The sequence below is a fragment of the Glycomyces luteolus genome (assembly GCF_027622875.1).
GTDB lineage: Bacteria > Actinomycetota > Actinomycetes > Mycobacteriales > Micromonosporaceae > Glycomyces > Glycomyces luteolus.
Window position 1 is genome coordinate 21,605 of sequence record NZ_JAPZVP010000004.1, and the last position, 16,846, is coordinate 38,450.

At 69.1% G+C, this 16,846-nt stretch carries 15 protein-coding genes; 10 read left to right on the plus strand and 5 right to left on the minus strand.

The window, feature by feature from the left end:
• Positions 1 to 26: 26 nt before the first annotated feature.
• Positions 27 to 878: a mycothiol conjugate amidase Mca gene (gene mca, locus O1R50_RS05745; protein ID WP_408612623.1), complete on the minus strand. Its 852-nt coding sequence runs from the start codon at positions 876 to 878 to the stop codon at positions 27 to 29.
• Between the two features lie 213 nt (positions 879 to 1,091).
• On the opposite strand from mca, the gene O1R50_RS05750 reads away from it, so the two are divergent.
• Both O1R50_RS05750 and greA read left to right on the plus strand, forming a co-directional pair.
• On the plus strand, positions 1,092 to 1,535 hold the full coding sequence (locus tag O1R50_RS05750) for a DUF4307 domain-containing protein (protein WP_270108948.1): 444 nt from the start codon (positions 1,092 to 1,094) through the stop codon (positions 1,533 to 1,535).
• 138 nt (positions 1,536 to 1,673) lie between these two features.
• A complete protein-coding gene (gene greA / locus O1R50_RS05755) occupies positions 1,674 to 2,168 on the plus strand; it encodes a transcription elongation factor GreA (RefSeq protein ID WP_270108949.1) in 495 nt (164 codons plus the stop codon).
• Between the two features lie 81 nt (positions 2,169 to 2,249).
• Here greA and O1R50_RS05760 read toward each other — a convergent pair whose 3' ends face one another.
• Positions 2,250 to 3,524, minus strand: a complete 1,275-nt coding sequence (locus O1R50_RS05760) for an ABC transporter ATP-binding protein (RefSeq protein ID WP_270108950.1) — start codon at positions 3,522 to 3,524, stop codon at positions 2,250 to 2,252.
• A gap of 353 nt (positions 3,525 to 3,877) precedes the next feature.
• Between O1R50_RS05760 and ilvA the strand changes: the two genes are divergently transcribed.
• From ilvA to O1R50_RS05785, 5 genes are read left to right on the plus strand one after another with little or no spacing between them, the layout of a single operon-like run.
• Complete coding sequence (ilvA, locus tag O1R50_RS05765; RefSeq protein WP_270108951.1) at positions 3,878 to 5,092, plus strand: threonine ammonia-lyase; 1,215 nt, start codon at positions 3,878 to 3,880, stop codon at positions 5,090 to 5,092.
• 3 nt (positions 5,093 to 5,095) lie between these two features.
• The gene (locus O1R50_RS05770) at positions 5,096 to 5,785 is read left to right on the plus strand and encodes a uracil-DNA glycosylase (protein WP_270108952.1); all 690 of its coding nucleotides are present in this window, start codon (positions 5,096 to 5,098) and stop codon (positions 5,783 to 5,785) included.
• A gap of 23 nt (positions 5,786 to 5,808) precedes the next feature.
• The gene (locus O1R50_RS05775; protein WP_205326592.1) at positions 5,809 to 6,036 is read left to right on the plus strand and encodes a hypothetical protein; all 228 of its coding nucleotides are present in this window, start codon (positions 5,809 to 5,811) and stop codon (positions 6,034 to 6,036) included.
• A 9-nt stretch (positions 6,037 to 6,045) separates the two neighbouring features.
• Positions 6,046 to 6,327: a hypothetical protein gene (locus tag O1R50_RS05780; RefSeq protein WP_270108953.1), complete on the plus strand. Its 282-nt coding sequence runs from the start codon at positions 6,046 to 6,048 to the stop codon at positions 6,325 to 6,327.
• Between the two features lie 57 nt (positions 6,328 to 6,384).
• Positions 6,385 to 7,254 carry an alpha/beta hydrolase gene (locus O1R50_RS05785; protein ID WP_408612624.1) on the plus strand — a complete coding sequence of 290 codons (870 nt, stop codon included), beginning with the start codon at positions 6,385 to 6,387 and terminating at the stop codon, positions 7,252 to 7,254.
• 325 nt (positions 7,255 to 7,579) lie between these two features.
• Here the strand turns inward: O1R50_RS05785 and O1R50_RS05790 are convergent, their stop codons facing one another.
• The gene (locus O1R50_RS05790; RefSeq protein WP_270108955.1) at positions 7,580 to 8,887 is read right to left on the minus strand and encodes a protein kinase domain-containing protein; all 1,308 of its coding nucleotides are present in this window, start codon (positions 8,885 to 8,887) and stop codon (positions 7,580 to 7,582) included.
• A 336-nt stretch (positions 8,888 to 9,223) separates the two neighbouring features.
• Between O1R50_RS05790 and chvE the strand changes: the two genes are divergently transcribed.
• From chvE to mmsB, 3 genes are all read left to right on the plus strand, one after another.
• A complete protein-coding gene (gene chvE, locus O1R50_RS05795; RefSeq protein ID WP_270108956.1) occupies positions 9,224 to 10,309 on the plus strand; it encodes a multiple monosaccharide ABC transporter substrate-binding protein in 1,086 nt (361 codons plus the stop codon).
• Positions 10,310 to 10,408: 99 nt separating this feature from the next.
• Complete coding sequence (mmsA, locus tag O1R50_RS05800) at positions 10,409 to 11,962, plus strand: multiple monosaccharide ABC transporter ATP-binding protein (protein WP_270108957.1); 1,554 nt, start codon at positions 10,409 to 10,411, stop codon at positions 11,960 to 11,962.
• Positions 11,959 to 13,290 carry a multiple monosaccharide ABC transporter permease gene (mmsB, locus tag O1R50_RS05805; protein ID WP_270108958.1) on the plus strand — a complete coding sequence of 444 codons (1,332 nt, stop codon included), beginning with the start codon at positions 11,959 to 11,961 and terminating at the stop codon, positions 13,288 to 13,290. The genes mmsA and mmsB overlap by 4 nt, the downstream gene beginning before the upstream one ends.
• Before the next feature lie 326 nt (positions 13,291 to 13,616).
• On the opposite strand, the gene O1R50_RS05810 is transcribed toward mmsB, so the two are convergent.
• Positions 13,617 to 15,440, minus strand: coding sequence for a DivIVA domain-containing protein (locus tag O1R50_RS05810; RefSeq protein ID WP_270108959.1), 1,824 nt, complete (start codon positions 15,438 to 15,440; stop codon positions 13,617 to 13,619).
• Positions 15,441 to 15,614: 174 nt separating this feature from the next.
• Positions 15,615 to 16,814, minus strand: a complete 1,200-nt coding sequence (locus tag O1R50_RS05815) for a coiled-coil domain-containing protein (RefSeq protein WP_270108960.1) — start codon at positions 16,812 to 16,814, stop codon at positions 15,615 to 15,617.
• Positions 16,815 to 16,846 lie beyond the last annotated feature (32 nt).

Consider the following 16,846-nt stretch of genomic DNA (forward strand, 5'->3'; position numbering starts at 1 on the left):
TGTGAAGTGCTGCTGTCGCAGTGGCGCTACCGGAGTCCGGCGAAGAGGTCGTCCTCGGGCAGGCGCGATTCGATGCGCGTCTCGACGAGTTCGTAATCCTCAGTGGGCCAGGCCTTCTGCTGGACCTCGCGCGGCACCGCGAACCAGAACCCGTCCGGGTCGACCTGGGTCGCGTGGGCCTTCAGGGCCTCGTCGCGGATGTCGAAGTACGCGGCGCACTCGACGCGCGTCGTGATCCGCTCGCTCTTGTCGCGGGTCCAGTCGCCCGCGTCCATCCAGTCCTTGTACGGCGACTCGAGACCGGCCTCGAGCATCGCGTAGTGCAGGGCCTCGATGCGCGCCTTGCCGAACGAGTGGTTGTAGTAGAGCTTGAGCGGCTGCCACGGCTCGCCCAGGCCCGGGTACTCGTCCGGGTCGCCCGCGGCCGCGAAGGCCGCGACGGAGATCTCGTGGGTCTTGACGTGGTCGGGGTGCGGGTAGCCGCCCTCCTCGTCGTAGGTGGTGACCACGTGCGGCTTGAACGAGCGCATGATCTCCACGAGCGGCGCGGCGGCCTCCTCGGTCGGCACCAGATAGAAGGCGTCCTCGGGCAGCTCGACCCCGGAGTCGGGGAGCCAGCCCTCGGGCAGGCCCGAGTCGATGAAGCCCAGCCAGTGCTGCTCGACGCCCAGGATCTCGCGGGCGCGGGCCATCTCCTCGTTGCGGATGCGCGGCAGGTTCTCCTGCACCTCGGGGCGGTCCATCTTCGGGTTGAGCACGTCGCCGCGCTCGCCGCCCGTGCACGTCACCACGAGCACCTCGATGCCCTCGCGCACGTAGCGCGCCATCATGCCCGCGCCCTTGCTCGACTCGTCGTCGGGGTGGGCGTGCACGCACATGAGGCGCAGCTTGCTCTGGTTCGTCACGTCGGTCTACCTCACTGGCGGGTGCTTCTAGTGGTAAGGCTCGGCGCACTGGAACCGACTCGCGCACTGCGGTAGTTGTCGGCTCTGGCATTCTGTGCAACGATACTCGATAATCATTACTTCCCGGTTCGGCCAAGAACCGCGGGTTCCAGCGTGAAACCGCTGATCGCGAAGGAAAGCGACGCAATGACTGAGATGCAGACCACGGATGGGCGCGTGCCGCGAACGGCTGACGCGACCTTTCCCGACGGTCGCTACGGTCGCCGCCGCGAAGCCGAGCGCCGCCGCCCCGCGGTGACCGCGGCCCTCACGATCGTGGTCGTGCTCGCGGGCCTCGTGGCCGCCTGGCGCCTCTCGGAGCTGTACGGCCAGAACGAGGTCTCCGAGCGGCTGCTCGGTTTCGACGACTCGGTCGCAGGCCAGGTCACCGTCGAGTTCGAGGTCTACAAGCCGGCCGGTGAAGGCGCCACCTGCGCCGTCAGGTCCCGCGATATGGCGGGCGCCGAAATCGGGTACGCCGAAGTCGAGATCCCGGCGGACGATGCCACCCATGTGGTGATGTCGTACCCGCTCGCAGTCGAGGGCGTGCCCAACACCGGCGAAGTCCTGAGGTGTTGGCAGACGGACTGACTATTGACTTTCGGCCCGTCGCACCGCGTTTCGGTCGGCGGGCCTTTCGCTATCCGGGGATATTCCCGGGTCGCGAGGACTTACAGCAGAGGCAGGACCTCGCACTACGGATCGCACTATTCGGAGGATATGGATCACATGGCTACCGACGCTAACCAGGGCACTTGGCTCACCCAAGAGGCCTACGACCGCCTCAAAGGCGAACTGGACGAGCTCATCGCGAACCGTCCCGCCATGGCCGCCGAGATCAACGCCCGCCGGGAAGAAGGCGACCTCAAGGAGAACGGCGGCTACCACGCGGCCCGCGACGAGCAGGGCAAGCAGGAAGCCCGCATCCGCCAGCTCGAAGACCTGCTGCGCAACGCGAAGGTGGGCGAGGCGAAGGAGAGCGACGAGATCCAGATCGGGACCGTCGTGACCATCGCCTTCGACGGCGACCCCGACGACACCGAGAAGTTCCTCCTCGGCTCGCGCGAGATCGCGGCCACCACCGACCTCACGGTCTACAGCCCCGACTCCGCGCTGGGCGCGGCGATCCTCGGCCACAAGGTCGGCGACACCGTCGCCTACAAGACCCCGAGGGACACCGAGATCTCGGTGAAGATCATCGACGCCGAGAAGTTCTTGGGTTGATTCACGGCTGGCGAGCTTCGCCGAGCCCGATCGACGACGACGCCGCGGACCCCGGAAAGGGGTCCGCGGCGTTCTGCTCGCCTACGCCCGCGCGGACCAGCCGACGTCGATCCGCTTGCCGTACTTGTCGAAGTAGTGCAGCGCGTCCATGTGCACGGCCACCGTGATCGGCTGACCGGCCGAGACCGGGATGTGCGGGGGGAGCCGGAAGACCAGGTCGGCGGGTTTGCGAATCGGTCCCGTGTCGGCCTCGTGCTGCTCGACCGGGGCCTGCCCGAACCCGGAGAACAGCCCGCCGAGGCGGCGGCGCGGCTTCGAGCCGCCCCGCGCCAGGTCCGGCTTGTCGCCGATGCCGTCCGGCACCACCGCCGTGGCGCCGATGTCGAGGAACACGAGCGTCTCGTGGCCGTGGTGCTCGTAGAAGCGCACGCGTCCCGCGATCGACTGGCCCGGGTGCCCGTCCGCGACCGGCGCGAGCGCCTCCGCCCTCATGCCGACCACGATGTTCTCCCCGTGGTAGCGGGCCACGGCCCGACCGCGCAGGTCGTGCCACGGGAGCCGCAGCTCCTGATCGCCGAAGTCAAGCGCCACATAGCGGTCCAGGTACACGTTGACGCGCGCCTCGAGGAGGTTCATGCGCGGCGTGCCCAAGAAAGCGGCCACGTACATCGTCGCCGGGCGCTCGTACACCTCGTCCGGGGTGCCCACGTCCTGCAGGACCCCCTTGCGCATCACCGCGACCCGGTCGGCCATCGTCAGCGCCTCGGTCTGGTCGTGCGTCACGTAGAGCGTCGTCGCGTCGTGGCGGCGCACCAGCGAGGAGATCTCGGTGCGCAGCTCGGCCCGCAGGCCCACGTCGAGGTTCGACAGCGGCTCGTCCATGAGGAACAGCTTGGGGCGGCGCACGAGCGCGCGGCCCATGGCGACGCGCTGCTGCTGGCCGCCGGAGAGCTGGTTCGGCTTGCGGTCCTTGAGGTCCGAGATGCCGAGGGCGCTGGCCATGTCGCCGACGGCCTCGGGCACGGACTGGGCGCCGTTCTGCTTGCCGAGCTTGAGCGGGAAGCCGATGTTGTCGGCGACGGACATGTGGGGGTAGAGCGCGAAGGTCTGGAAGATCATGGCCGCGTTGCGGTCTCGCGGCGGCAGGTCGTTCGCGTACTCGCCGTCGAGGAGGATCTCGCCGTCGGAGGGGGTCTCGAGTCCGGCGACCATGCGGAGCACGGTGGACTTGCCGCAGCCGGACGGGCCGAGCAGGACGAGGAATTCGCCGTGGTTGACTTCCATGCTCAAGGAGTCCACGGCCAGGGTATCGCCGGGGAACACCTTCGAGACGTTCTTCAGCGTGACAGCAGTCACCGTTGACTCCAGGGGGTTCTAAGGGGATGGGTTGCTCAGTGGTGTGCCGGGTTGCGGGCGGGTGGTCGGTGAAGCATGACCCGCAGGCTTCTTCCTGGTTAAGGATTGACGCTTCGTAGCTTAAGCCTTCGCTAATCGAAGCGTAACGGCGGTCACCCTTGTCCACAAGACGGTGAACGCCGCTTCACACTTGGTGCCACCTGCGGTTTCAATGAATTGGCCGATCGCCCATGCGGGTTCAAGGGTGGCATATCGGTCTACAGTAACCGCTTTCCGACCCTTGCGGGGGCCGCCGGGAACCGCACGAGAACGGCGTCCCGGGCACCCGCCCGCCGGGGCACTACGATCGAGGCGTGACGCAACTCGTGACACTCAACGACGTCCGCGCCGCGGCGGCCGAACTCGCCGGGATCGTGCGACGCACCCCCCTCGAACCCTCCCGCGACCCCGTCCTCGACGGCGTCTACCTCAAATGCGAGAACCTCCAGCGCGCCGGGTCCTTCAAGATCCGCGGCGCCTACATGCGCGTCTCCCGCCTGACTGAGGCCGAACGCGCCCTCGGCGTCGTCGCCGCCTCCGCCGGCAACCACGCCCAAGGCGTCGCCCTCGCCGCCTCAACGCTCGGCATCCGCTCCACCGTGTTCATGCCCGAGTCCGCGCCCCTTCCGAAAGTGGCCGCCACCAAGGGATACGGCGCCGAAGTGATCCTCGGCGGGCACACCGTCGACGACGCCCTCGAATCGGCCCACCGCTTCGCCGCCGAGACCGGCGCGACCCTCATCCACCCCTTCGACCATCGCGACGTCGTCGCCGGACAGGGCACCATCGCCCTCGAGATCCTCGAGCAGCTGCCCGAGACCGGCACCATCGTCACCTCCGTCGGCGGCGGCGGGCTCATCGCCGGCATCGCCGCCGCCGCGAAGCAGCTCAAACCCGACATCCGCATCATCGGCGTCCAAGCCGAAGGCGCCGCCGCCTACCCCCACTCCCTCGTCGCCGGACGGCCCGTCCGCCTCGACAAGATGCACACCATCGCCGACGGCATCAAGGTCGGCCGCCCCGGCGACGTCCCCTTCGCGCACGTCGCCGCCCTCGTCGACGAGATCGTCACCGTCACCGAAGAGGACATCAGCCGCGCCCTCCTCTCCCTCCTCGAACGCAACAAGCTCGTCGTCGAACCCGCCGGCGCCACCGCCTACGCCGCGCTCCTCAACTACTCAGTGGACTACGAGGCCCCCACCGTCGCCGTCATCTCCGGCGGCAACATCGACCCGCTGCTGCTCATGCGGCTCATCGAACACGGCCTCGGCGCCTCCGGCCGCTTCATGCGCGCCAACCTCCGCTGCCCCGACCGGCCCGGCGCCCTCGCCTCGATCCTCCAGCTCGTGGGCGCCTACGGCGGCAACATCGTCGACGTCTACCACCAGCGCAGCGACCCGCGCCTCTCCGTGGGCGAAGTCGCCGTGGACCTCTCGATCGAGACCCGCGGATCCGAACACGCGACCGAAATCGTTGCGGCCCTGCGCGACGCGGGGTATTTCGTGTCGGTGGAGGGACCTAGCATCTGAGTCATGCAGAAACCGCTTGAAGAACTGATGGAGCCCGGCTGGGCCAAGGCCCTCGCCCCCGTGGCCGACGACGTCGCCAAGATGGGCGAGTTCCTCCGCGCCGAAGTGGCCGCGGGACGCCGCTACCTGCCCGCCGCCGAGCACATCCTCCGGGCCTTCCAGCAGCCGTTCGACGACGTCAAGGTCATCATCGTCGGCCAGGACCCCTACCCCACCCCCGGCCACGCCATCGGCCTCTCCTTCGCCGTCGCCCCCGACGTGCGGCCCCTGCCCAAGAGCCTGGTCAACATCTTCAACGAGTACCGCGACGACCTCGGCTACCCGCTCCCCGCCAACGGCGACCTCACCCCCTGGGCCGAACAGGGCGTCCTGCTGCTCAACCGCTCCCTCAGCGTCGCCCCCGGCACGCCCGCCTCGCACAAGGGCAAAGGCTGGGAAGCGGTCACCGAGCAGGCCGTCCGCGCCCTCAGCGAACGCGGCGGCGCCGCCGTCGCCATCCTCTGGGGCAACAACGCCCGCGAACTCAAGCCCCTCCTCGGCTCCATCCCCGCGATCGAATCGGCCCACCCCTCGCCCCTGAGCGCCCGCCGCGGCTTCTTCGGCTCCAAGCCCTTCAGCCGCGCCAACGAGCTCCTCAAGGAGCAGGGCGGTGAGCCGGTCGACTGGCGGCTTCCGGCGCTGCAGGAGTCCTAGGCATCCCGGGATACGGTTGACCCGTGATCGAGATCCTGGCGCAGCAAGAGTTCGGGCCGGAGCGCGACCAGGCGATGGCCGGGCCGCTCGGGCTGTTCGTGACCGTCTTCCTCGTCGTCGTGACCATCTTCCTCATCCGGGGGATGAACAAGCACGTCAGGCGACTGAACGAGCGGGTCGCGCGCGAAGCCGCCGAGGCGGAGGCCGCCGCGGCGACCGACGCCGGGCGAGACGACCCCGCCCGCGCTTAAGGCCGAACCATGCCGCGCAAGAACCGCCGCCAGAGCGAACCCCGGCGGCCGACGTCGGGCGCCCAGGACCCGAGCCTGATCGACGGCCCGGACGGGCCCGTCCGGGTCCGCCGCATCCCCGGCGCCAGCGCCGAGAAGATCTACCGGTGCCCCGGCTGCGACCTCGAAATCCAACCGGGCACACCGCACGTCGTCGCCTGGGCCGACGACGGCGACGGCGACGACCGCCGCCACTGGCACACCGGCTGCTGGAACGCCAGGGGCCGCCGCCAACCGGGCCGCTGGCGCTGAACGACCGGACACCGACGCCGAAGGGCGGGGCCGAACGGTCCCGCCCTTCGCTGCAAGCTGCGACACAGCGGGTGGTGCTCCGGCCGCCCGGGTGGGGATAATTCCGGCGTGGCTGTCATCAGATCCGCGAGCATGCTCCCCGCCAAGCGCGAGGCGCTCACGCTCGAAACCGCCGACGGGCTCGAACTCGTCGGCGAACTCGCCCTGCCCGCCGACCGCGAGCCCGAGGCGACCCTCATCTGCGTCCATCCGCTGCCCACCCACGGCGGCATGATGGACTCGCACATCTTCCGCAAGGCCGCCTGGCGGCTACCCGCGCTGGCGAACATGGCGGTGCTGCGGTTCAACACCCGCGGCACCGAGTCCCAGCAGGGCAAGAGCCAGGGCGCCTTCGACCACGGCGTGGGCGAGCGCTTCGACGTTGCCGCTGCCGTCGAGTACGCGGAGTTCGCCGAGCTGCCGCGGGTGTGGCTCGTCGGCTGGTCCTTCGGTACCGACCTCACGTTGAAGTACGGACTGGAGCCGGGAGCCGAAGGCGCGGTGCTGCTCTCGCCGCCGCTGCGGTACTCCAAAGAGGACGATCTGGCGCGATGGGCCGACGACGGACGCCCGCTGCTGGCGCTCGTCCCCGAGCAGGACGACTACCTCCAGTACCCGGAGGCGAAGCAGCGCTTCGCCTCGGTGCCGCAGGCGGAGGTCGTGGAGATCGAGAGGGGCAGCCATCTGTGGGTCGGGAAGGCCGAGGAGGCCTTGGACCGCATCGTGGGCCGCATCCTCCCCGAGTACGCGCCGCTGCCGACCACTTGGGACGGACCGATGGAGCGCGGCGACACCTCCGCCTACGCCGACAAGTCCGTCGCCGCTTTCGGCGGGTTCCTGCCGAAGGCAGGCGATGAGCACGGCTCGCCGAAGTCTGAGCGCGACTGAGTCCGCACACGAATCGATCAGGGCCCGGCGGCGCAGCAGCCCGCCGGGCCTCTCGCATCGGCTCCTGAAGACGGCTTCAGGCGGCTTAAGGCTGGCTTCAGGTTCGGCCGCCCATCATGGAGTCACGCCGGAAGGGCCGGCGCAGATGAGGAGGCGGACATGGCAACGCAGCAGGCGGCGGTACGAATCGGGAGCCGCACGATCCTCAGTGGTGCGACCGGGATCGGCCCGAGCGCGGTAGGGCACGCTCTCAAGGGCATGCAAGAGGGTCGGTGGTCCGCAGACTCGCAACCGCAACTGACCCCGGTCGCCGTACTGGATGCGGTCAGGCGCACTCGAGGAAGTCGGCGATCGCGGCGGGCATGGCCGCGTCGGCGCAGTCGGTGACGGCGACGAGGTTCTCGCCTTCGATGCGCCACACCTTGCGCTGGATCGCGCCTTCGCCGTCGCCGCCGGAGCCGCCCGGGTAGTCGACGGTGGCGGCCACGTAGTCGCCTTCTTCGGCGCACCAGCTGTCGATGATCCGGCCGTCTTCCAACTGCTCGTCGATGCGTCCGCCGAGCACGGCCGGGTCGGAGCAGACGGCGCCGCTGCTCTCGGGGTTGGTCGCGGCGTAGGTCGCCAGCGCGGCGCCGCCGAGCAGCGCTCCCGTGAGCGCGACTCCGGCGGTGGCCGTGGCGATCGACCGCAGTCTCGGGCGCAGGCCGACGCGTTCGCGGCCGGGTCGGTAGGGCGCGAGTTCGGTGGAGACCGCGACGGTGACGGGGCGCAGGCCGCGCCGGGGGAGGAGCCCGGTGGCGACGGTGTCGGGCCGCAGGCCCTGGGCTTTGGGGTTCGAGAGTGAGAGGCGGGTGAGCTGTTCGCGGAAGGCGTCGGCGGTTGGCCGGCGGCGGGGGTCGGGGCTGAGGGCCGCGCCGATCATGTCGGTGAGTTCGGCGTCCACGCCGGGGATGTGCGGCACGGGGGCGGCGCGCAGGAGCGGGTCGGCGGCGTCCTCGCGGGCGTGTCGGACCCATGGGAGCCTTCCCCCAAGAGCGGCGTAGAGGGCCGTGGCGAGGGCGTAGACGTCTCCGGAGGGGCTGGCCGCCACCTCTCCCGCGACGGCGGCGTCGAGGTGCTCAGGGGCGGTGTAGGGGGTGGGGGGGAGGGGGGCCGCCAGGACGGGGGCGGTGACGTCGTATGCGGTGAGCTGGAGGTGGTGGCCGGCGCCGACGAGGATGTGGGAGGGCTGGATGGCGCCGTGGATGAGGCCGGCGCGGTGGTAGACGGCGACGGCGTCGCTCAGGGCCACGCCGAGGGCGCGCACCTGCCCAGGGGGCATGGGCCCCTGCTCGGCGAGGAGGTCGGCGAGGCTGCGGCGGGCGGTGCCTACGGCCAGGTAGGGGCGGCCGTTCTCGGTGAGCCCGACGGCGGTGCAGGGGGACAGGTGGGGGTGGGCGGGGAGGCCCGTGAGCTTCGCGGCCCATTCGAGGAACACCTCGCGTCGGGAGCCGTCGACCCGCTCATGGGCGACGGTGACGCACAGCAGTTCGGTGGGGCCTGTCGCGACGGTGCCGCTGAAGACGCTGCACACCGCGTCCCGGTGCAGTAAACGGTGCACGGCGGCGGGTCCGACGGTCTGGGTGGACGACATCCTCACCTCCTCCGGGGGGTCAGCTGTTCGGTGTCGTGATTTGGCACTAAATGTGAGGCTAACCCATCCGAATGGTCGAGTGGCAGTCGGCCGTAGGGATGTGGCACGATCGGGTGAGGAGATCGATACAGACGGTTATTCTCATTGAGACATCACGAGTTCGATGTGCCACGAGGGAGCGAAGTGTCGGAATTCGTCGAGGTTGGAAAGCAACGATTCGGACACGAGACGCATCCGCTGTTGACGGTTGTGGAAAAACGTTGAACTATCGATTCCGTCTTGACCCCAGGGCGACGTAGGTCATGCACCGAAACCGCCCGGTACGAAGGAGTACTAATGAACGTCAATCGACGTCACTTGATGACCGGCACCATCGGCGCGGCCGCAGTCGCCATGGTTGCCTCCGCCTGCGCGTCTGAAGACGGCGGCGGCGACGGCTCGGGCGGCAAGAAGGTCGGCATCGCGATGCCCACGAAGACCTCCGAGCGCTGGATCCTGGACGGCAACAACCTGAAGGAATCGTTCGAGGGCGAGGGCTACGAAGTCACCCTCCAGTACGCGAACGACGTGGCCGCCGACCAGGTCAGCCAGATCGAGACCATGGTCGGCCAGAACGTGGACGTGCTGGTCATCGCCGCGATCGACAACAAGTCCCTGAGCGGCGTCCTCGCCCAGGCCAAGGGCCAGGACATCACGGTCATCGCCTACGACCGCCTCATCCTGGACACGCCGGACGTCGACTACTACGCGTCGTTCGACAACACCAAGGTCGGTACCCTGCAGGGCACCTACATCGTCGAGGCGCTCGACCTGGCCAACCAGGCCGGTCCGTTCAACCTCGAGCTTTTCGCCGGGGCGTTGACCGATAACAACACCCAGTACTTCTTCAACGGCGCCTGGGACGTCCTGGAGCCCTACGTCACCGGCGGCCAGCTCGTCGTGAAGTCGGGCCAGACCACGCTCGAGCAGATCGCCACCGAGAACTGGGACGGCGCCGTCGCGCAGGAGCGCATGGACAACATCCTGTCCAACTTCTACAACGACGGCTCCAAGGTCGACGCGGTCCTCGCGCCGTACGACGGCATCAGCCGCGGCATCGTCGCGTCCCTCCAGGGTGGCGGCTACACCGCGATGCCCGTCATCACCGGCCAGGACGCCGAGGTCGAATCGGTGAAGTACATCATCGACGGCCTGCAGTCGATGACCGTCTACAAGGACACCCGCGAGCTGGCCTCGACCACGGTCGACATGGTCGTCGCGGTCCTCGCCGGCGAAAAGCCCGATGTCAACGACACCGAGACGTACGACAACGGCGTCAAGGTCGTCCCGGCCCACCTGCTCGAGCCGGTCAGCGTGGACGTGAACAACTATCAGGAAGTCGTCGTCGACTCCGGCTACATCGACGCCAAGGACCTGGCCTAATCGGTCGCCGCAAGACCCTTCTCTCAGGGACGCCCTGCCCGCCATGGGCGTCCCTGAACCTCTCCCCAGAGCAGTCCAATCTTCCACATAGGACGAACAATGTCTGAAGACATCCTCCGAATGCGGGGGATCACCAAGCGTTTCCCGGGCGTGCTCGCACTGTCCGGGGTCGCGTTGGGGGTCAAGCGGGCCACGATCCACGCACTCGTCGGCGAGAACGGCGCCGGCAAGTCGACGCTGATGAAGGTCCTGTCGGGCGTCTACGCCTACGGCGACTTCGACGGCGAGATCGAGTTCGACGGCCAGCCCGCCCAGTTCAAGAACATCCGCGACTCCGAAGCCGCCGGCGTCGTCATCATCCACCAGGAGCTCGCACTCGTCGGGGAGCTCTCGATCGCCGAGAACATCTTCCTCGGCAACGAGCGCAAGCGCGGCGGGGTCATCTCCTGGGACCGCACCAACGCCGAGGCCGCCCGCCTCATGCAGAAGGTCGGCCTCCACGACAACCCGGCCACGCTGGTCGAGAAGATCGGCGTCGGCAAGCAGCAGCTCGTCGAGATCGCCAAGGCCCTGTCCAAGGACGTCAAACTCCTGATCCTGGACGAGCCGACCGCCGCGCTCAACGACTCCGACTCCGAGAACCTCCTGGAACTGCTCCGCCAGCTCCGCGAGGAAGGCGTCACCAGCATCATCATCTCCCACAAGCTGGGGGAGGTCCTGTCGGTGGCCGACCGGATCACCGTGCTGCGCGACGGCCAGTCGATCGAGACGCTGGACACCGAGGCCGACGCCGTCACCGAGGACCGGCTCATCAAGTCCATGGTCGGCCGCGACCTCGAGCACCTGTATCCGCCGCACGAACCGAAGATCGGCAAGGTCTTCTTCGAGATCAACGACTGGTCCGTGCACCACCCGGAGCAGCGCGACCGGGTCATGGTCAACAAGGCCTCGATCAACGTCGCCCGCGGCGAGATCGTCGGCCTCGCCGGCCTCATGGGCGCCGGCCGCACCGAGTTCGCGATGAGCGTCTTCGGCCGCAGCTGGGGCTCGAACATCTCGGGCGAGGCCACGATGGACGGAAAGCGCCTGCACCTGCGCAACGTCCCCGAGGCCATCGAATCCGGGCTGGCCTACGCCACCGAGGACCGCAAGCACTACGGCCTGCACCTCGAATACGACCTGCGGGAGAACTTCACCCTCCCCGGTCTCGACAGGCTCTCCACTCGCGGCGTCGTCGACCAGGACAAGGTCAACGCGGTCTCCGAGCGGCTGCGCACCGAGTTCGGCGTCAAAGCGCCGTCGGTCTACTCGCTCGCCGGAAACCTCTCCGGCGGCAACCAGCAGAAGGTCGTGCTCGGGAAGTGGGTCTTCACCGAACCCGAGCTGCTCATCCTCGACGAGCCGACGCGAGGCATCGACGTCGGCGCCAAGTACGAGATCTACGAGCTGATCCACAAGCTGGTCGACCAGGGCAAGGGAGTTCTCATGATCTCCTCCGAACTGCCCGAGCTGCTCGGCATGTGCGACCGCATCTACGCGATGAGCGCCGGCCACATCACCGGTCAGGTCGACCGGGCCAATGCCACACAGGAAGAGCTGATGCGTCTCATGACCCTTGAGACCGCCAGCGGGGGAGAAGAGCAACGCCAATGACCACCGTCCCGACCAAGACCCGGCCGAGCCTGCTCTCGGCGGTGCGCAACATCAACCTGCGCGCCTACGGCATGATCATCGCCCTGGTGCTGATCATGATCCTGTTCCAGGCCCTCAACGTGACCCTGCAGAACGAAAACTTCATCACGCCGCTGAACATCACGAACGTGATCCTGCAGAACTCGTACATCCTGATCCTCGCGATCGGGATGATGCTGGTCATCGTCAACGGCCACATCGACCTGTCGGTCGGCTCCGTGCTCGCGTTCTGCGGCGCCATGTCCGCGACCGCGCTCGCGGACTGGGACTGGCCCTGGTACGTGGCGGTGCTCTTCGCCGTGGCCCTGGGCGCCGCGATCGGCGTCTGGCAGGGCTTCTGGATCGCCTACGTGCGCATCCCGGCGTTCATCGTGACCCTCGCCGGCATGCTCATCTTCCGCGGCCTGACCCTCAAGGTCCTGGACGCGGAGACCAAGGGCACCACCGGCACCTTCAACGAACTCGCCTCCGGCTACCAGTTCATGGGCGTCGACCTGCGGGTGCCGACCCTCGTGGTGGGCATCGCCGGCGCGGCCCTGTTCGTGTTCTTCTCGGTGCGCAGCCGCACCCGCCAGGTGAAGGCCGGCATCGCCGCGTCCTCCCAGACGACGTGGCTGATCAAGACCGCGGCGATCGCCGCCGTCATGCTCGCCGCCGCGTACACGTTCTACTCCTACAAGGGCCTGCCGATCATCGGCTGGATCCTGCTGGGCCTGGTCCTGCTGTTCACGTTCATCGCGAACCGCACCGTGTTCGGCCGCCACGTCTACGCGGGCGGCGGCAACGAGAAGGCCGCGATGCTCTCGGGCGTCAAGGTCAAGCAGACCACCTTCTGGGTCTTCGTGATCATGGGTGCGCTGTCCGGCCTCGCGGGCGTCATCGTGACCGCCCGCCTGCACGCGGCGACGCCTGGCGCGGGCAACGCGTTCGAGCTCGACGCCATCGCGGCCTCGTTCATCGGTGGCGCCTCGGTCACCGGCGGCGTCGGCACCATCATCGGTGCGGTCATCGGTGGTCTCGTGATGGGTGTCCTGCGCCAGGGCATGCAGGTCCTCGGCATCGCGACCGACACGGTCCAGATCATCCTGGGCCTGGTCGTCCTCGCCGCGGTCCTGTTCGACGTGTGGAACAAGAAGCGCGCCACCGGCGGCGGCCTGATGCCGCCGATCGTCGGCACCACGCCCGGCGGTTCGGGCGGCGCCAAGGCCAAGGCCAAGGAGGGCATCGACAAGGAGCCCACCAGGGCCGGAACGCTCAGCGCGACCACTGACGACAAGCCGATCTCGTAGTCGGCCACCGGTAGTGACACAGGGCCCGCGGCGCGAAAGCGCTGCGGGCCTTTCGCATGACCGCCCGTCCGCAAGCCCCCACCCACCACTGGAGGGGAAGCGACCGCAGGGCCAGCGTCCCCCGCGGGTACGACACGAACGAGGGCCGACGGTCGCCGTGTCGCCCTTTCGTGTCGACCGTTCGGCCGCACGAACCTTTCAAGCAGCGGATACGCGAAGGGCCTGGTGCGGAGATCCGCACCGGGCCCTGCAATCCGCCTTGCGGCCTCAGCGTGAACGGCCCCCGGTGCGAATCTCCGCACCGGGGGCCGTTCACATCTGCGTTCTTAGGAGAACGAGACCTTCTCCGCAGCGTCGCTGGTCTGCTTGCCGCCGCCCGCGGGTCGCTTGCGGCCGGTGGTCGGCTTGTTGACGGCCGCGTCCGTCGCGGACGCCTCCTTCGCGTCCGGCTCGCCGGCCTTCGCGGGCTCCTCGCCGCGGCCCGCGCGGGCCTCTTCGATGAGCTTCTTCGCCTGCGCGCGAGCCGTCGCGAGGATCGCCTCGGAGTCGCGCCGCGCGGTCTGCTTGGCGGTCTTCGAGAGCTCCTCGGCGCGGCGCTTCGCGTTCTCGGCCTTCTTCTCGGCCTCGGTCACGTACTGGTCGCGCTCGGACTTGACCTGCTCGGCCTCCAGGCCGGCCTGTTCGAGGATCCGGGCGGCCTCGGCCCTCGCGTCGGCGAGCAGCCGCTCGCGCTCGGCCTCGATCTCGGCCAGCTGGGCGCGGGCGCGCTCCACCTCGGCCTCGGTCTCGACCTTCGCCCGGTCGGCGTTCTCGCGCAGCTTCGCGGCCTCCTCGGCGGCCTCTGCGGTGATCCGCTCGGCTTCGGCGGCGGCCTGCTCGCGCAGCCGCTGCGTCTCGGCGGCGGTCTCCTCGCTCAGCTTGCGGGCCGCGATCTCGGCGGCTTCGCGCTCATTGCGGGAGGCGTCGGCCGCCTCCTCGCGCAAGCGCTGGGTCTCGCGCTCGGTCTCCTCGGCCAGCCGCAGCGCGCTCGCCTCGGCGGCCTCCCGCTCCAGGCGGGCGGCCTCCTCGGCCTTGGCGGTGAGCTTGGCGACCTGCGCGTCCGTCTCGGACGTGAGCCGCTGCGCCTCGGCCTCGGCCTCCTCGAGACGCCGCTGGGCGTCCAGGCGGAGCCGCTTGGCCTCGTCGGCGGCTTCGGTGCGCGTCTGGGTCGCGTTGTCGGCGGCCTCGGCCCGCACGCGGGTGGCCTCGTTCTCCGCCTCGGTGCGCACGGTCTGCGCGAACGTCTCGGTCTCCTGCTTGAACTTCTCGAGGTTCTCGACGGCCTCGGTCCGCAGGTCTCGCAGTTCGGCCTCGTGCTCGGCGCGCTTGCGCTCGGCCTCGGCCTCGGCTTCGGCGGTGATCCGCTCGGCCTTCTCGCGCGCCTCGGCGATCGCCTGCTCGGACGCGAGGGCGGCCTCGTCCTTGAGCTGCTGCGCCTCGGCCCGGAGGCGCTCCACGTGAGCGACCAGCTGCCGGGTCTGCTCGTCAGCCGCGGCGCGCTTGTTCTCGGCGTCCTGCTCGGCCTCGGCCACGAGGGCGGCGGCCCGCTCCTTCGCCTGATCCACCATGGCCTGCGCTTCGCGGGCCCGCTTGTTGATCTCGGCGTCGATGATCGCGCGCCGGTCGGCCTCGGCCTTCTCGGCGGCGGCCCGACGGGCCTTCAACGTGGTCTCGAAATCCTTGCGCGCCTGCTCGATCTGGGCTTCGGCCTCGCGGAGGCGGTTGTCGGCGCGATGGTGCAGGTGCTGGGTCTGCGCGTGGGCGTTGGCCTTGATCTCCTCGGCCTGCTCCTCCGCGAGGGTCAGCATGTGCTCGATGCGCACGCCCAGGTGCCGGTACGAGGCCTTGTCGCCGGCCGCACTGCGCCGCCTGAGCTCCTGGATCTGGGCCTGCAGCTGCTGGATCTGGATCACCAGCCGGTCGATCTGCGCGACCGCCTCGGCCCGTTCACCTGCGAGGGTGTCCATCTGGAGCTGCATCTGCTGCAGGAACCGCTTGACCTGTCCCTTGTCGTATCCGCGCAAGGCGGTCTCGAACTCGTACTCGACGGGTCCACCCTCGTTGAATCCGGTCAGCAGTTCCGAGTCGTCCAGTCTGTCTTCACGCGCCATACCCTCATCCTCACGTAAGCCGCGTCCCGCCACTACCGGCAAGGGACCGGATGTGACGGGACGCGGCCGAAGCTGTGGTTCCTCCACCGTCGACCTACGCCTGCGATCATTGTTCACTGTCGCAGACTTTGACGGTAACGCGGATTCGCCAGGTTTACTTGTCGTCCTGTTTTTCTACTTGTCGTCGCCCTGCTGCCCAAGGGCGCCGCCGAGGGCGCCGCTGACCAGACCGCTGAGATTGCGCAGGGTCTCCTGCACCTGGTCCCGCTTGGCGGTGAGCTCGGCCACCTTGGTCTCGGCGTCGGTCGTGACGCGCTCGGCGTCCGACTTGGCGTCGGCCAGCAGGCGCTCGGCCTCGGACTTGGCGTCGGAGACGAGCTTCTGCGCGTCCTTCTTGGCCTTGCTGGTGGTCTCCTGCGCGTAGTTGTCGGCCTCGGAGCGCTTCTCCTCGCCGCGGGTCTCCGCGGCCTTCGCGCGCTCTTCGGCGTCGCGGGCGCGGTTCTCGGCGTCGGAGACGAGCTTCTGGGTCTCGGCGACCGCGCGGGTGTGGCGGTCGGACTCCTCGCGCTCGGCCTTCTCCTTGCGCTCGGCGAGTTCGAGGTCGAGGGCCTGGAGGTCCTTGTCGCGCTTCTCCTTCGCCTCGGCGAAGAGCTTCGCGGCCTCGGCGCGCTTCTCCTCCGCCTCGCGGGCGGCCTTGGCGCGCAGCTGGGTGATCTCGCGGTCGGCCGTGGCACGGAGGGTCGCGACCTCGCGCTCGACGGACGCCTTGAGCTCGGCCACTTCGTGACCGGTGGCGGTGCGCAGCTGCTTGGTCTCGCGCTCGGCGTCGGCGCGGAGGGTCTCGCATTCCCGGCGGGCGTTGGTCCGCAGCTCCGCGACCTCGCGCTCGACCTGGGTGCGCAGGGTGTTGGCCTCGCGCTCGGCGTTCTGCTTCAGGGAGCCGGCCTCGCCGCGGGCGGCGTCGGTGATCTCGCGGGACTCGAGGCGGGCGGCCGAGAGGATGCCCTCGGTCTCGCGCTTCGCCTCGGCGCGGTGCTCGTTGGCCTGCTCCTCGGCCAGCCGCAGGATCTGCTCGACCCGGGTGCCGAGTCCGGAGAGCGTCGGGCGGGTGTTCTCCTCGAGCTGCTTCTGCTGCTCGGCGAGACGCTGCTCGAGACCCTGGATGCGCTGCTCAGCCTGGCGCAGACGACGCTGGGCGTCCGTCATCCGCTGCTCGGCCTCGGTCCGCTGCGACTCGGTCTGCTTCAGCTTGCCGAGGTTCTTCGAGATGAACTCATCCACCTGGTGACGGTCGTAACCCCGCAACTGGACGGGGAACTCCGGCACCGATTGGTCGTTGTCGAAAAAGGTACTGCTGGAGGGCTGCTGCGACATGGACCAATACTCGCAGACGCGACCGCGAATGT

Bases quoted from the DNA above. Each gene is read 5' to 3' on its own strand.
- mca (WP_408612623.1), bottom strand. From the start codon at position 878: ATGTGCGTGCACGCCCACCCCGACGACGAGTCGAGCAAGGGCGCGGGC.
- O1R50_RS05750 (WP_270108948.1), top strand. From the start codon at position 1,092: ATGACTGAGATGCAGACCACGGATGGGCGCGTGCCGCGAACGGCTGAC.
- greA (WP_270108949.1), top strand. From the start codon at position 1,674: ATGGCTACCGACGCTAACCAGGGCACTTGGCTCACCCAAGAGGCCTAC.
- O1R50_RS05770 (WP_270108952.1), top strand. From the start codon at position 5,096: ATGCAGAAACCGCTTGAAGAACTGATGGAGCCCGGCTGGGCCAAGGCC.
- O1R50_RS05780 (WP_270108953.1), top strand. From the start codon at position 6,046: ATGCCGCGCAAGAACCGCCGCCAGAGCGAACCCCGGCGGCCGACGTCG.
- O1R50_RS05790 (WP_270108955.1), bottom strand. From the start codon at position 8,887: ATGTCGTCCACCCAGACCGTCGGACCCGCCGCCGTGCACCGTTTACTG.
- chvE (WP_270108956.1), top strand. From the start codon at position 9,224: ATGAACGTCAATCGACGTCACTTGATGACCGGCACCATCGGCGCGGCC.
- mmsA (WP_270108957.1), top strand. From the start codon at position 10,409: ATGTCTGAAGACATCCTCCGAATGCGGGGGATCACCAAGCGTTTCCCG.
- mmsB (WP_270108958.1), top strand. From the start codon at position 11,959: ATGACCACCGTCCCGACCAAGACCCGGCCGAGCCTGCTCTCGGCGGTG.
- O1R50_RS05810 (WP_270108959.1), bottom strand. From the start codon at position 15,440: ATGGCGCGTGAAGACAGACTGGACGACTCGGAACTGCTGACCGGATTC.
- O1R50_RS05815 (WP_270108960.1), bottom strand. From the start codon at position 16,814: ATGTCGCAGCAGCCCTCCAGCAGTACCTTTTTCGACAACGACCAATCG.